Source organism: Hungatella hominis (genome assembly GCF_014288005.1).
In the GTDB taxonomy this organism is placed as follows: domain Bacteria; phylum Bacillota; class Clostridia; order Lachnospirales; family Lachnospiraceae; genus Hungatella; species Hungatella effluvii.
On the sequence record NZ_JACOPB010000001.1, the window covers coordinates 353,869 to 369,171 of the forward strand.

A 15,303-nucleotide genomic window follows, 5' to 3' on the forward strand; every position below is an offset into this window, starting at 1 on the left:
GATTCCTCCTTTTTCTCAACCGCCCTGTATGACAACGTGTTTCAATGCATGGCGTTCCATGGCCCGGCCGGCGGCCAGCATCACAAGCAGCCAGAAGACCTGCAGAGAAAGGCTTAAGTATATCTCACGGCCGCTCAAATCACCGCCGAAGATGCGGAACGGCACATTCTGTATGGAGGCAAAGGGCAGAAGGCTGACGACAGCTCCTATATTTCCCGGCAAAAAGGGCAGTGGGATGACGGCGCCGCTGAAAAAATCGAAGAGCGACGAGACGATCAGCCGGATTCCCTGAGAGGAGATAGTATAAAAAACAGACATATAGACCACCATGTTAAGCGCAGTGACGATGAACAGCGCCAGAACCATGGAAAGTACGGTAAAAAACCAGGTTCCCGCATGGGAGGGAAGTGTGAGGCCGTAGGGCTTCGGAAGGAGAAGGGCTGCGATGAGAATCGGCATACAGCGCAGCACCGCCTTTGACAGACGGACGGCCAGACTCCGGACATACCACATATTATAGAGGCGCACGGGACGGCAGAGCTCGTAGGCTACATTGCCCGTGGTGATGGAATCAAACAGCTCCATCTCCCAGAACCAGGCCATGTAGAGGGCCAGAAATGCCTGCTGAAGCCAGACGTAGGTTGACAGCGCCTGAAAGGTCATGGGAAATGACGAGGAATCCGCCTGGTAGAAGGCCCGGAACAGTAAAATCTCCATGGCGCCCCAGACAAACTGGGTGACCATGCCTGACACCGCGGCAGTCCGGTACTGCAGCCCGTGTAGGAAGCGAATCCGGAAAAATGAGAGGTATTTTTTCATAAGCGGCCTCCTAAATCCGATAATCGCGGTACAGATCCGCGACCATCTCATCCAAAGTTTCCCCTTCTTCCCGGCAGTGATTTTTCAGTGACTCGAAGGTGCCGTCTAAAAGCAGACGGCCTCTTCCGATCAGCATGACCCGGTCTGCCATGGCTTCTATGTCCTGCATGTCATGGGTGGTCAGGAGGACCGTGGTGCCGTGAATTCTGTTATGTCTGCGGATAAAGTCACGGACCGCCAGCTTGGAGACGGCATCCAGGCCGATGGTCGGTTCATCCAGAAATAAGATTTTCGGCCGGTGCAGCAGGGAGGCGGCGATTTCGCAGCGCATCCGCTGGCCGAGGGACAGCTGTCTGGCAGGCGTCCGCATGATTTCACTCAAGGACAGTAAATCTACAAGCTCGTCGAGTGCGTCTTCGTAATGTGTCTGGGGAATTTCATAGATGTCGCGGAGAAGCTCGAAGGAATCAATGACGGGCACGTCCCACCAGAGCTGTGAGCGCTGGCCGAATACGACGCCGATCTCTTTTACGTGTTCCCTCCGTTCCTTCCAGGGTATCCGGCTGTCAATGAGGCAGGTTCCGCTGTCGGGAGTCAGAATTCCGCTTAAGATTTTGATGGTGGAGCTTTTTCCTGCGCCGTTGGGGCCTATGTAGCCGACCATCTCACCGTCTCCGATGGTGAAGGTGATGTCGTTCAGCGCATGGACATAGTCCACTTCTCTGTGAAAAAGCGCCCTGACCGCTTCAGAAAAGCCGGCGCTCCTTCTTGCGACTTTAAAAGTCTTGTTCACATGTTCCACTTGAATCATAATGGTTCCTCCTGGTAGTAATATTATGGAACGTGGACTTTCTGACAGAGGACAGCCGGTTGCAGATCTGTCGTAACAGTGAGTGCGTTCTAATATCTTGCCAAGCGGTGGAATGCCTCAAAAACCGCATTCCTCTCCGGGAGATGACTGTGCAGCAGGAAATGGCGCCTGCTTCCCGGGGACTCTACCGTGGTATCAATATTCTCTTTTCCCGATTCCCGGAATGGGATGAAGGCGGGAGAAAGGAACTTCATTTTAGCACCGGAGAGGGCAAAAGTCAACGGAAAAAGGGTATTGACTTATTCATAAAATGTGATAATATAAACATATGAACAGTTATTCATATGATGGAATAAAATAAGAACAAGAAGGAGGTAAATCATGGAGGATGGAAACAGAATGGATCTGCAGGACAGTGAGGCACCTCACTGTGATTTTATATCGGTCCACGAGGACATTGTAAACCGTGTCATGCAGGTGATGCCGGCTGACCAGCAGCTTCTGGATCTGGCCGAATTCTTCCGGGTATTCGGAGATTCCACCAGAATCAGGATCCTGTATGTACTCAGCCAGTCCGAGATGTGCGTTTGTGATATCGCAGGCCTTTTGAAGATGGGGCAGTCAGCGATATCCCATCAGCTGCGCGTCCTAAAGCAGATGCGTCTGGTAAAGTTCAGGCGGGACGGAAAAACCGTATTTTATTCCCTTGCAGACGGCCATATCGAGACGATTCTGGCCCAGGGCATGGAACATATCTGCGAATAAGAGAAAAGAAAAAGGAGAGAGTAAGGTATGAGAAAGATTATTAAATTAGAAGGTTTATGCTGTGCAAACTGTGCTTCAAAGATCGAGACTGAGGTTTCAAAGCTGGCAGGCGTGAAGTCTGCGGCACTCAGCTTTATGACGCAGAGACTGACCATGGAGGTCGAGGACGACCGTGCAGACGCGATTGTGGAAGAAAGCAGAAAAATTGCATATAAGATAGAACCGGAAGCAGAATTTAAGGTACTCCGGTAAACGTTAAGGAGCAGCGATGACGAAAAAACAGAAAACGATGGTAGTAAGGCTGGCGGTCAGCGCGGTATTTCTGATCGCAGGAGCCCTGATGGAAGGGAAGACGGCTTATGCCTGGATTCCATTTGTGATTTCCTATCTGTCTGCCGGATATGACATTCCGCTCAAGGCGGTGCGCAACATTTCCCATGGCCAGGTATTTGATGAGAATTTCCTGATGACAGTGGCAACCTTCGGAGCGATTGGGTGTGGAGCCCTGGAAGAAGCGGTTGCGGTCATGCTGTTTTATCAGGTAGGAGAGTTATTCAGCGATTATGCTGTCAACAAGTCGAGAAAGTCCATCACCGAGCTGATGGATATCAACCCGGAGTATGCCAACCTGGTCCGGGATGGAAAAGAAGAGAAGGTCGATCCGTATGAAGTCGAAATCGGAGATACGATCGTCGTTAAGCCAGGGGAAAAGGTGCCGCTCGACGGCGTGATTATAAAAGGAAACTCCAGCCTCGATACGAAGGCGCTGACCGGAGAGTCCATGCCGGTGGAGGTAAAGGATCATGATCCGATCATCAGCGGCTCTATCAATCTAAACGGAGTTCTGGAGGTCCGGGTGACGAAGCTGTTCGATGACTCCACCGTGGCAAAGATCCTGGAACTGGTGGAAAATGCCAGCTCCAGAAAGGCAAAGGCCGAGAACTTCATCACCAAATTTGCCAGAGTGTATACCCCGGTGGTCGTCTGTCTGGCGCTGGCTCTGGCTATTATTCCGCCTTTGCTCTTGGCCGGAAACTGGGGAATCTGGATTTACCGCGCGTGCAGTTTCCTGGTAGTGTCCTGCCCATGCGCACTGGTTATCTCCGTCCCGCTCAGCTTCTTCGGAGGCCTGGGAGCGGCTTCGAAGCAGGGGATCCTGATGAAGGGAAGCAACTATCTGGAAGCGGTGGCGTCACTCGATACGGTGGTATTTGATAAGACAGGAACACTGACCACTGGAAAGTTCCAGGTGACACGGGTAAAACCGGTGGAGGGAACGAAGGACGAACTGCTTGAACTGGCGGCCTACGGAGAGTTTCATTCCAACCATCCGATTGCCCTGTCGGTGAAGGACGCATATGGAAAGAGCGTGGAGGAATCCAGGATTATCACGGCGGAAGAGATTGCCGGACACGGAATCCACGCGGTACTGGATCTGGAGAACGGCAGAAAAGACTTATTTATCGGTAACGAAAGGCTGATGAAGGCACAGGGAATCACCATTACCGATGTGCCGGAGATTATGGGAACATCCCTTTACATCGCAGAAGGCGGCGTGTTCCTCGGTTCCATCATCATTTCCGATACGGTGCGCGAGGATGTGCCGGAAGCGCTGCACGGACTGAGAAGAGCAGGCGTCAGACGCCTCATAATGCTGACCGGAGACAAACCGGAAGTGGGCAGGGCGGTTGCAGATAGGCTGAGCCTCGATGAAGCGTACGGCGGCCTCCTGCCGGGGGATAAAGTGGGGAAGGTAGAAGAACTCCTCACTACGAAGCCGGAAGGCAGCACACTGGGATTCGTGGGCGACGGCATCAATGACGCCCCTGTTCTTGCCAGAGCGGATATCGGTATCGCCATGGGCGGAATCGGTTCCGATGCGGCAGTGGAAGCCGCGGATGTGGTGATTATGACAGACGAACCTTCCAAACTCGTGGATGCCATCGTTATCGCCAGAAAAACCATGCGGATTGTAAAACAGAATATTATATTTGCAATCGGTGTCAAGGTACTGGTTTTGATTCTGACGGCACTCGGATTTGCAACCATGTGGGCGGCGGTATTCGCCGATGTGGGTGTTTCGGTACTGGCGATCTTAAATGCCATCAGGGCGCTGAATTATAAGAAGGCGCGGGAGAAGGCGTTTGAGGGCAGCGCAGGTACGGAAGTTTAAGGGAAATGGCCCCATACCTTTGCGGGAAAACCGGATGACTGGATTGTTTTCCAAATATGAATAAAATGCTTCCAGAATAAGAATAAAAATACATTGACAAACTTTTTTCAAGCTGTTATATTTTATGCATATAACGGGGGTGATGTAAGAGAATTTCATCGGGGCGGAAGCTCCGGTCAGGGGTTCTGGCACATCACGCCCCTTTTTGTGTCATAGGGAAGGGAGAAGCTATTATGAGCAAATACAGTAAGGAAGATATCTTCCGAATCGTGGAAGAGGAAGATGTGGAGTTTATCCGACTTCAATTCACTGACATTTTTGGCATGTTGAAAAATGTTGCCATCACATCGAGCCAGCTGAAGAAGGCGCTCGATAACCGCTGTATGTTTGACGGGTCCTCGATCGAGGGCTTTGTGCGGATCGAGGAATCCGATATGTATTTATATCCGGATCTGGATACCTTTGAGATTTTTCCGTGGCGCCCGCAGCAGGGAAAGGTGGCGCGGCTGATGTGTGACGTCTACCGTCCCAATAAGACTCCGTTTGAGGGGGATCCGCGGTATGTGCTGAGAAGCGTGCTAAAGGAAGCGGCCGATATGGGTTTTGTCTTTAACGCCGGACCGGAATGCGAATTTTTTATTTTTCAGACAGACGAGGAGGGACGACCGACGACGGAGACCCACGAAATGGCCGGGTACTTCGACGTGGCTCCTATTGATCAGGGAGAGAATGTCCGCCGGGATATCGTGCTAAATCTGGAGGATATGGGATTTATGATAGAGGCATCTCACCATGAGATGGCGCCGGGACAGCATGAAATCGACTTTGAATACGCGGAAGGGCTGGTGACGGCTGACAATGTCATGACGTTTAAGATGGCAGTAAAAGCGATTGCGAAACGCCACGGCCTTCATGCCACGTTTATGCCGAAGCCGAAGGCGGGAGTCAATGGATCGGGCATGCATTTAAATATGTCCCTGTCTGATTTAAATGGAAAGAACTTATTTGAGGATGAGGCGGATCCATTGGGGCTCAGCCAGCTCGCCTACCAGTTTATGGCCGGCATCCTCTGCCATATGAAGGAGATGACCATTTTAACGAATCCGCTGGTGAATTCCTACAAGCGGCTCGTACCCGGGTACGACGCGCCCATCTATATCGCGTGGTCCGCAAAGGCAAACCGCAGTCCGCTGATTCGGATTCCGTCGTCGAGAGGAGAGAGCACCCGGATCGAGCTGCGCTGCCCGGACCCTTCCGTCAATCCATATCTGGCGCTGGCGGCCTGCCTGGCGGCTGGCCTGGACGGAATTAAAAAAGGTATGGTTCCGCCCGACAGTGTGGATACTAATATTTATACCATGGCGCCGGAGGAGGTTCTTGCGCGCGGTATTTCCAGGCTTCCTGAGACGCTCGGAGAGGCCATCGAGGAATTTAAGAGCAGCGAATTTATGAAAGAGGTTCTGGGAGAGCATATTTATACCAAGTATCTGGAGGCCAAGGAAGCCGAATGGAGGATGTTTCGGGCGTACGTAACGGATTGGGAGACAAAGGAGTACTTGTATAAGTATTAATTTTTTTGTTTCTCAGCTGATTCGATACCCTGGAGGTGAGTGCGCTTGGCCAATGTGATTGTGGCGTTCTCCAAACCGGAGGACGCGAAAAATATTAGGAATATCCTTGCAAAAAATGGCTTTTCGGTCGCGGCGGTCTGTACTTCCGGCGCACAGGCCATTAACAGCGCCGATGAACTGGGAAGTGGGATTGTGGTATGCGGGGCCAGATTTGCAGACATGGTGTACGACGAACTCTACGACTGTCTGCCTCCGGGAGTCCGGATGCTTTTGGTGGCATCGCCGGGACACTGGAACGGAAGAGCGCCGGAGGATGTAGTCTGTCTCGGGCTGCCCCTGAAGGTTCACGATCTGATCAGCACTCTGGAGATGATGATGGAATCGCTGGTCAGGAGAAGGAGAAAACAGAGACTGAAGCCCCTGGAACGGAGCAGGGAAGAACAGGAATTAATCAAACAGGCGAAGGAACTTCTGATGGACAGAAACCATATGACCGAGGCGGATGCCCACCGCTATCTGCAGAAATGCAGCATGGACAGCGGCACCAACATGGTGGAAACCGCGCAGATGATCATGAGCCTGATTAACAGATAAGGGGGATACCATGAAGTTTACAAAGATGCAGGGAACGGGGAACGACTACGTGTATATCAACTGTTTTGAGGAGACGGTGGAGAGACCGGAGGAGCTGGCGGTAAAGGTCAGTGACCGCCATTTTGGAATCGGTTCGGATGGCCTGATTTTGATCTGTCCTTCCGGGCAGGCGGACTGCCGCATGAAGATGTTTAATGCCGACGGCTCCGAGAGCGAGATGTGCGGAAACGGAATCCGGTGTGTGGGGAAATACGTGTACGACCACCATATTGTGGAAAAGGATGAATTCGATGTGGAGACGAAGGCGGGAATCAAGCATTTAAAGGTCACTGACGAGGGCGGTAAGGCCTCATTAATCACCGTGGATATGGGGATTCCCGAGGTGACGGGAGAGGTGCCGGAGCCGATCATGATCGACGGCCGGTCCTATGAGTTCATTGGAATCTCCATGGGAAATCCTCACGCCATCTATTATATGGATGAGATTGACGGATTGGATTTAGAGGCCATGGGACCGGCGTTTGAGACACATAAACGTTTCCCGGAACGGACCAACTCAGAGTTTATCCAGGTGATCGACAGAAGCCATCTCCGCATGCGTGTGTGGGAGCGCGGAAGCGGAGAGACGTGGGCCTGCGGCACAGGAGCGACGGCGAGCGCTGTAGCCTCCATCTTAAGCGGCAGGACGGAGAATACCGTGGAGGTGGAACTGAAGGGGGGAATATTAAGCATAACCTGGGACCGGGAGAGCGGCCATGTGTATATGACCGGACCGGCTGTGGAAGTATTTCAGGGGGAATTTGATCCAGAAAATTTATAATTTGCTCACAGGAGGACATCGATGGTAAAAGTAAATGACAACTATCTGAAACTGCCGGGAAGCTACCTGTTTTCCGCTATTGCGAAAAAGGTGAATGCCTATACCGCTGCAAATCCGGATAAGAAGATTATCCGTTTGGGAATCGGCGACGTCACGCAGCCCATTGCGCCGGCTCTCATAAAGGCGCTTCACGATGCCGTGGAGGAGATGGGCAGTGTAGAGACATTTCATGGTTACGCGCCGGATCTTGGCTATGGCTTTTTGCGGGAGGCCATCGCGGCTGGTGATTACGCCGCCCGTGGATGTAAGATCGAGGCGGATGAAATCTTCATCTCCGACGGTGCGAAATGCGACTGCGGCAATATCCAGGAGATTTTCAGCGAGGACGCGGTAATTGCAGTCTGCGATCCGGTCTATCCGGTTTACGTGGATTCCAACGTCATGGCCGGCAGAACCGGAGAGTATGATGAGAAGACGGGAAAATGGAGCAGAGTCATTTACATGCCGTGCACGGCGGAAAACCAGTTTGTCCCGGAACTCCCGGAGGAGACTCCCGATCTGATCTATCTGTGCGTTCCAAACAATCCGACCGGAACGACGCTTACGAGAGACCAGCTTAAGGTGTGGGTCGACTATGCCAACAGAACGGGAGCCGTGATCCTTTACGATGCGGCTTATGAGGCGTATATCGCAGAGCCGTCGGTTCCGCACTCCATCTTCGAGATCGAAGGGGCCAGAACATGTGCCATAGAGTTCCGTTCCTTCTCGAAAAACGCCGGCTTTACCGGCGTGCGTCTGGGATTTACCGTGATTCCGAAGGAGTTGGTCCGTGGAGGTGTCATGCTCCATTCCCTGTGGGCGAGGCGCCACGGAACGAAGTTCAACGGCGCCCCCTATATCGTTCAGAAGGCCGGTGAGGCGGTATACTCTCCGGAAGGCAGAGAGCAGCTAAAGGAACAGGTAGCCTATTATATGAGAAATGCGAAGGTGATCTATGAGGGGCTGAAGGAAATCGGATGCGAGGTGTACGGCGGTGTCAACGCCCCCTATATCTGGCTTTTAGTCCCTGGCGGAATGACCTCCTGGGAGTTCTTCGACTGCCTCTTAAATGAGGCCGGCGTGGTGGGAACTCCTGGAAGCGGATTCGGGCCCAGCGGCGAGGGATATTTTCGTTTAACGGCATTTGGCACGTATGAGAATACGGTGGAGGCCGTGGAACGCATGAAAAATATGGTTTCCCTAAGAAAATAACGTTGACAACCGCCCTTTCTGTGGTTATGCTAGATGAGAAATAAGAAAATAAAGATAATGGTTGTGAATAAAAAGGACAAAAGCGTTCGTACCCTGGTGGTACTGACGCTTTTTTTGTTTCACAGGGGACTCCGCTTGCCGGAATTTTTATTCTATAAAAGGAGAGAAAAATCAGATGGATGAGATCGATAAGAAAATATTGCAGATGCTGCAGGAAAATGCAAGGTATTCCCTCAAGAAGATTGCTGAGAGTACCTTTCTGTCTTCGCCGGCGGTTTCCTCCAGGATTGGAAAACTGGAACGGGAGGACATCATCACTGGGTACCACGCGGCGGTGGATCCGGTTAAGCTGGGATATCACATCACGGCATATGTAAATCTGGATGTTGTGCCTGGAGAGAAGCTGGGATTTTACGAACGGATGGCGGAGATTCCCAATGTGCTGGAGTGCAGCTGCGTGACGGGAGATTACTCCATGCTGCTGAAGGTGACCTTCCGGAGCACCACGGAGCTGGACGCTTTTATCGGTGAAGTGCAGAAATACGGGAAGACGAACACACAGATCGTACTGTCAACTCCGGTCGGTCCCAGGGGGGCGGATGTCATGGAGGCTGGTAGCTTTCACGATTAATATCTTCGATCGATTAACTAATTATTAATTATAGTGCATTTTTATAAATAGTATTGTGCATTTTCTGAATTTTTTGTATAATATATCTAAAGTGTATCAGGCTGACAAGTGCATTTTCAGCAGGGAGGAGCAGAATGAAAAGATACAATATTAATTCTGACTGGAAATTCAGAAAAGGCGATGGAAGCCCTGCCTCCGTGGTTACGCTGCCTCACATCTGGGATATCAGGGGAGGTCAGAATGGAAACGGCGGTTATGTGGGAGCGTGCGTCTATGAAAAGCAGATTGTGATGTCGGATGACTGGAAAGGCAGGGATATCTATCTGGAGATAGGCGCTGCGGGCAGTGTCGCCGAGGTTGTGATCAATGGTCAGCCAGTGGGGACGCATAAAGGCGGCTACTCCTTATTCCGGTTTAACATTACGGAATGGATGAGACCGGGGCAGTACAACCGGATTGAAGTGCGGGTGGACAATTCCGTGCGCGACGATGTGTATCCGATCGCGGCGGACTACACGTTTTTCGGCGGTATTTACCGGGATGTCAATCTTGTGGTGGCGGATTCGTCGAGATTCAGCCTGGATGACGACGGCTCTGAGGGTGTTTATATCATTCCGGAGATTACGGGCGGCGGAAGAGGACGGGTCCGCGTGTACAGTGTGGTGGACGAGCCGGAAGGGTGCGAGGTCTGCTGCCAGGTGCTGGATCAGGACGGGGAGCTGTGTACGAAAGCGACGGTCAAGGCAGGAAAGGAGCCGGCAGAGCTTTTTATCGAGCAGCCTGTTTTGTGGAATGGACGTAGTGGTGCTTATCAGTACACGCTGTCCGCAGATTTGCTGAAAAACGGAAAGTGGATGGAGAAGCGGATGATCCGATTCGGCTTTCGAAGTATCAGCCTTTCCGCAGAAAGCGGTTTTCAGCTGAACGGAGAGAGGCTGTTTCTCCACGGCGTAGGGCGTCATCAGGACAGAGAGGACTGCGGATGGGCCATTTCCCGGGAGGACATGGAGGAGGACATGGCCCTCTTAAAGGAAATCGGCGCCAATACCGTAAGGCTGGCCCACTATCAGCATGCTCCTTATTTTTATGAGCTGTGCGACCGGGAGGGGCTGGCAGTATGGGCGGAGATTCCGTTTATTTCCAGGCTTTCAGACAGTGCGGCGGCCAGAGACAACGCTCTTTTGCAGCTGACGGAGCTGATAAAACAGAACTACAACCATCCGTCCATCTGCTTCTGGGGAATCGGCAACGATGTGACCATGTTCGGCGCAGAGGACTGGGTGGAGGAGGCGCTTCGGGAGATGAATGCATTGGCGAAACGCCTTGATCCCGGACGAATCACGGTCTGCTCCCACATGATGACGCTTGCGGAGGACAGCCCTTTGAGCGTTATTACTGACGGAATCGGCTATAACGTCTATTACGGATGGTATGTGGGCGAATGCAGTGACATGGGAGTCTGGCTGGATGAACTGCAGCAGAAGCAGGTGCCCGTTCCGATCGCCATATCGGAATACGGCGCGGATGGAATTCTGACTTACCAGACCGGTTCGCCGACGAAAGGCGATTACTCCGAAAGCTACCAGTCTCTGTACCACGAAGAGATGCTGGCAATCATAAGGGAGCATCCGCTGGTGTGGGCGTCCTATGTGTGGAATCTGTGTGATTTCGCCTCCGTCAACCGAAAGGAAGGCGGTGTGAGCGGGAGAAATAACAAGGGACTGGTCACGTATGACCGAAAGACGAGAAAGGACGCATTTTACCTGTATAAGGCGGAGTGGTCCGGGGAGCCGGTGGTTCATATTACCGGAAAGCGTTATAAGAGGCGGGCGGAAAGCAGTAATACTATCCGTGTTTATTCTAACGCGGAGGACGTGGAACTGTTTGTGAACAGCAAATCCATGGGAGCCATGTGCAAGGACTGCCATATCTTCTGGCTGGACGGAGTGGTGCTGCTTCCGGGGAAGAATGATATTCTGGTGAAGACGGAGCGCGGAGATTACGATGATGTGATCCTGTATGGAGAACAGGCGGATGAACCTTCCTATTTATTCAGACAGGACAGGAATGCGGAGATGCGGGAGGTGGCGACCGAATACCGTGTGAGGAACGGGTATCATTCCGTATACGATACACTGGATGAGATTTTGGACAATCCGGAGGCGAAAAAGGTTTTGGAGGAGGAGGCGGGAGCCGATGTGTTGAGCCAGCCCCTGCTGCATACGCTGGGAGAACTTCCGTTAGAAAGCATTGCAAGGAAATCGGGAGGACTCATACGCAGGGAATGGGTCGTCCGGCTGAACGAACGCCTTACAAAAGTGAAGAAACTGCAGGAATAGATCAAAAATGGTACATTCAGGGCTCTTTTCACATACTTTACATCATAGAGGTATGTGAAAGGAGTTTTTCTTTTGGCTGAAAGAAAGATAGTAGTGATAGATGCCGGTCACGGCGGCGCTGATCCGGGCGCAAAATTTGAAGGAAGACAGGAAAAGGACGATGCATTGAGGCTTGCCCTGGCGGTAGGAAAAATTCTGTCGGAGAATGGAGTAGACGTCAGATATACAAGAACAGATGATACGTATAATACGCCTCTGGAAAAGGCCACGATGGCGAATGAGGCGGGAGCGGACTATTTCGTATCGATTCACCGGAATGCCATGCCAATACCGGGCAGCGCCTCCGGAGTTATGAGTCTCGTATTTGAGAATAAGGGAGTTCCGGCACAGCTTGCGAACAATATCAACGAAGAACTGGCCAATACGGGGTTTGCCAACCTGGGTATCATCGAGAGGCCGGGGCTGGTCGTGCTTCGCAGAACCGAGATGCCGGCCGTCCTGGTTGAGGTGGGATTCATCGACAATGAGGCCGACAACCAGCTCTTTGATGATAATATTGATGCCATCGCAAGAGCGATTGCCGACGGAATTCTGACAACGATCCGGGAAGGGGAAGCGGCGCAGCCGGAGTACTACCAGATTCAGACGGGAGCTTACCGCATCCGCTCTCTGGCAGAACAGCAGATGAATACGCTGCGGTCCCAGGGATTCCCGGCGTTTATCGTCAATGAGGATGGTTTATTCAAGGTACGTGCCGGCGCTTTCCGTGAGCTGGATAACGCCGTGCGCATGGAGCAGGAGCTGAGACGGTATGGATACAATACATTTCTTGTCAGAAGACCGGCCGTTTCTTAAGAGACCGGACCGGGACCATTTTCCAACGGTGAAAATGGTCCCGCCGGGGAACTCCATATTCCGGAAAAATAGTGTCCGCAACAGAAAATGTGTGTTATAATAGAGACAGAAAAACAACAAAACAACAAAACAACAAATCAACGGTCACGCATGCACAGGAGGGATTCACATGGGAGATAAGAAACTTGTTATTACCATTGGCCGTCAGTATGGCAGCGGCGGCAATGAAATCGGTCGGAAGTTGGCGGGAGAACTGGGAATTGATTTTTACGACAAGAATATCCTGCGTATGAATTCCGACGAGAGCGGCATCAAGGAGAGTTACTTTCATCTGGCGGATGAGAAAGCGGGGAACCGGCTTCTGTACCGGATTATCAGCAGTATGACACCGGAGATGAGAGGCCCAAGCTTCGGTTCGGACTTAATCTCGGCGGACAACTTATTCCGTTTTCAGTCTGAGGTGATCCGGAAGCTGGCAGAGGAGCAGTCCTGCGTCATTGTGGGCCGTTGCGCGGATTACGTGCTGGAGGACGCGGACAACATCGAACTGGTACGGATATTCATTTATTCGGATATGGACGCGAGAATCCGCAGGATTAAGGAGAAAGAACTCTATGCGCCGGAGGACATTAAGAAGAATGTAAAGCGGATAGACAAGGAACGACGGAATTACTACCGTTATTATACCGGGAGAGGATGGGCGGACCCGGAGAACTACGATCTTCTGATCAATACATCAACGGCCGGGATCAAGGGGAGTGTCAGAATGATCGAGGAGTACATAAAGATCAGAGGCTATAAAATATGAGTTTGGGCGGCACAGTCAGGTTTGGCTGTGCCGTTTTTTTGGGGCGGCTGAACAGGATAAAAATGATATATTGTGAAAACCGGCAGTAGTGTGATATGATAGAGCCATCCGGGCAGGCCGGACTTGTGAAAAGGCGCCTGGGAATGGTAAACGGAAATACTGGTAACGCAGGATAAGGGACAGGAGAGAGGAAACACATGGTTAAGGCAGTGATTTTTGACATGGATGGCGTGATCATCGACAGCGAGGGAACGTATTTGGAATTTCAGTTGGAATTTGCCAGGAAGAAGAACCCGAACGTGCGCATTGAACAACTTTATCCGATGGTTGGCGCGACAAAAAAAGAGGCGTGGGAGGTACTGGAGCGTGCGGTCGATAACGGACAGCCGTGGGAGGAATTGAGAGATGAGTGCCGCCAGCGTGATATTTACAGTGAGGTGGACTATAGAGAGATTTACCGCCCGGAAGTTACAGAGGTCTTAAGAACTTTGAAGGAAAAGGGATACCGGCTCGCACTGGCTTCTTCCACTCAGATGGATTTGGTGGAACGGGTTCTTCGTGAAAATGAGATAAGGGAATATTTTGAAGTGGTGGTCAGCGGCAGCCAGTTTAAACGGAGCAAACCGGACCCTGAAATCTATCAGTATACAGCGTCTCAGCTGGGCGTAAGGACGGAAGAGTGTCTGGCGGTGGAGGATTCCACCATCGGGATTACAGCGGCCAGCAGAGCCGGGATGAAGATCGCGGCGGTGATCGATAACCGCTACAATTTCGACCAGAGTCTGGCGGATTATCACATTGCCAGGGTGAAAGAGGTATTAGAAGTGGTGGCTGAAGCATAAAATACGATATACAACCTTGAAGGAGGAATGATTTGGAGTATATCGGTGAATTGCTGAAAGGCGTGGTCATAGGAATTGCCAATATCCTTCCCGGCATCAGCGGCGGGATGCTGGCCATATCCATGGGCGTGTACGACACGATCATCCATGCGGTGAACCGGCTCTTTAAGGAACCGGTGGAAAGCATAAAAACGCTGTTTCCCTACGGTCTGGGGGCGGTGGCTGGGATCATCAGCCTGTCTCTGGTGTTCGAATACTTATTTGGGACGTTTCCTTTACAGACGAAGCTGGCGTTTATCGGGCTGATCGGCGGCGGCCTTCCTGCTCTGTTTGAGAAGACAAAGGCGAAGGCGGAGCCTGGGGAGAAGAGACTGGGGGCTGTTACGATCTGCATCACAGCCGCCGTGGTGATCATTATCACCGTAGCAGGCGGTATATCACTCGCCTCCGGTTCGCAGGCTGGAGGCGAAGCGGCGAAGACTGGAGCGGCCTATCTATCTTCCGGCCGGTTCTGGATTATCTCCATGTTCTTCGTGGGCATACTGGCTGCGGGAACCATGGTGGTTCCGGGCGTGAGCGGCTCCATGATCATGATGATGATCGGTGTGTACGAGCCGCTGCTGCAGACGACAAACGGCTGTATCAGGGCGGCGGCCGCGTTTGATTTTCCAGCGCTTCTGTCAGATGGACTGGTCCTGCTTCCGTATTTTACAGGGCTGGGACTCGGAATTTTTCTGTTTGCCAAAATTGTGGAACATCTTCTGGTCAATCATGAGCGCCAGATGTACCGCGTGATCATCGGCCTGGTATTTTCTTCGCCGGTGGTGATCCTGTGGGATGTGGCCTGGAAACAGATCGAACTTTACCAGCTGCTTGGCGGGATTTCCCTGTGTCTGCTGGGATACGCAGCAGCGGTTCGGTGCGGCGGAGAAGGATGAGCCGGCGGTTGAGAAACGGGAATACAAAAAACAGAAATACAAAAAGCCAGATGCATCGTCTGATCAGCAGAAACGATGCATCTGGC

General features: G+C 51.9%; 15 protein-coding genes. 13 read left to right on the top strand and 2 right to left on the bottom strand.

The features are described 5' to 3' along the window. Positions 1–15: 15 nt before the first annotated feature. Positions 16–819 (bottom strand): ABC transporter permease, encoded by an 804-nt coding sequence (locus H8S75_RS01610; RefSeq protein ID WP_187018838.1) that lies wholly within the window; start codon positions 817–819, stop codon positions 16–18. Positions 820–829: 10 nt separating this feature from the next. Further along, entirely contained in the window at positions 830–1,630 is an 801-nt protein-coding gene (locus H8S75_RS01615) for an ABC transporter ATP-binding protein (protein WP_187018841.1), read from the bottom strand. 399 nt (positions 1,631–2,029) lie between these two features. Between H8S75_RS01615 and H8S75_RS01620 the strand changes: the two genes are divergently transcribed. From H8S75_RS01620 to H8S75_RS01680, 13 genes are all read left to right on the top strand, one after another. Then, a complete protein-coding gene (locus H8S75_RS01620; RefSeq protein ID WP_025531196.1) occupies positions 2,030–2,395 on the top strand; it encodes an ArsR/SmtB family transcription factor in 366 nt (121 codons plus the stop codon). Positions 2,396–2,422: 27 nt separating this feature from the next. Next, a complete protein-coding gene (locus H8S75_RS01625; protein ID WP_002603175.1) occupies positions 2,423–2,647 on the top strand; it encodes a cation transporter in 225 nt (74 codons plus the stop codon). Between the two features lie 16 nt (positions 2,648–2,663). Then, positions 2,664–4,568, top strand: coding sequence for a heavy metal translocating P-type ATPase (locus H8S75_RS01630; RefSeq protein WP_187018843.1), 1,905 nt, complete (start codon positions 2,664–2,666; stop codon positions 4,566–4,568). Positions 4,569–4,801: 233 nt separating this feature from the next. Beyond that, positions 4,802–6,139: a type I glutamate--ammonia ligase gene (gene glnA / locus H8S75_RS01635; protein WP_187018845.1), complete on the top strand. Its 1,338-nt coding sequence runs from the start codon at positions 4,802–4,804 to the stop codon at positions 6,137–6,139. Positions 6,140–6,184: 45 nt separating this feature from the next. Then, entirely contained in the window at positions 6,185–6,733 is a 549-nt protein-coding gene (locus H8S75_RS01640; protein WP_187018847.1) for an ANTAR domain-containing response regulator, read from the top strand. A 10-nt stretch (positions 6,734–6,743) separates the two neighbouring features. Further along, positions 6,744–7,553 carry a diaminopimelate epimerase gene (dapF, locus tag H8S75_RS01645; RefSeq protein WP_187018849.1) on the top strand — a complete coding sequence of 270 codons (810 nt, stop codon included), beginning with the start codon at positions 6,744–6,746 and terminating at the stop codon, positions 7,551–7,553. A gap of 21 nt (positions 7,554–7,574) precedes the next feature. Beyond that, the gene (locus tag H8S75_RS01650; RefSeq protein WP_187018852.1) at positions 7,575–8,804 is read left to right on the top strand and encodes an LL-diaminopimelate aminotransferase; all 1,230 of its coding nucleotides are present in this window, start codon (positions 7,575–7,577) and stop codon (positions 8,802–8,804) included. Between the two features lie 175 nt (positions 8,805–8,979). Further along, positions 8,980–9,435 carry an Lrp/AsnC family transcriptional regulator gene (locus H8S75_RS01655; RefSeq protein WP_187018854.1) on the top strand — a complete coding sequence of 152 codons (456 nt, stop codon included), beginning with the start codon at positions 8,980–8,982 and terminating at the stop codon, positions 9,433–9,435. 134 nt (positions 9,436–9,569) lie between these two features. Next, a complete protein-coding gene (locus H8S75_RS01660) occupies positions 9,570–11,774 on the top strand; it encodes a glycoside hydrolase family 2 protein (RefSeq protein ID WP_187018857.1) in 2,205 nt (734 codons plus the stop codon). A 72-nt stretch (positions 11,775–11,846) separates the two neighbouring features. Then, entirely contained in the window at positions 11,847–12,629 is a 783-nt protein-coding gene (locus tag H8S75_RS01665) for an N-acetylmuramoyl-L-alanine amidase (RefSeq protein WP_187018859.1), read from the top strand. A gap of 169 nt (positions 12,630–12,798) precedes the next feature. Further along, positions 12,799–13,437 carry a cytidylate kinase-like family protein gene (locus H8S75_RS01670; RefSeq protein WP_117623608.1) on the top strand — a complete coding sequence of 213 codons (639 nt, stop codon included), beginning with the start codon at positions 12,799–12,801 and terminating at the stop codon, positions 13,435–13,437. Positions 13,438–13,634: 197 nt separating this feature from the next. Beyond that, positions 13,635–14,279, top strand: a complete 645-nt coding sequence (locus H8S75_RS01675) for an HAD family hydrolase (RefSeq protein ID WP_187018862.1) — start codon at positions 13,635–13,637, stop codon at positions 14,277–14,279. A 32-nt stretch (positions 14,280–14,311) separates the two neighbouring features. After that, positions 14,312–15,217: a DUF368 domain-containing protein gene (locus tag H8S75_RS01680; protein ID WP_187018864.1), complete on the top strand. Its 906-nt coding sequence runs from the start codon at positions 14,312–14,314 to the stop codon at positions 15,215–15,217. Positions 15,218–15,303 lie beyond the last annotated feature (86 nt).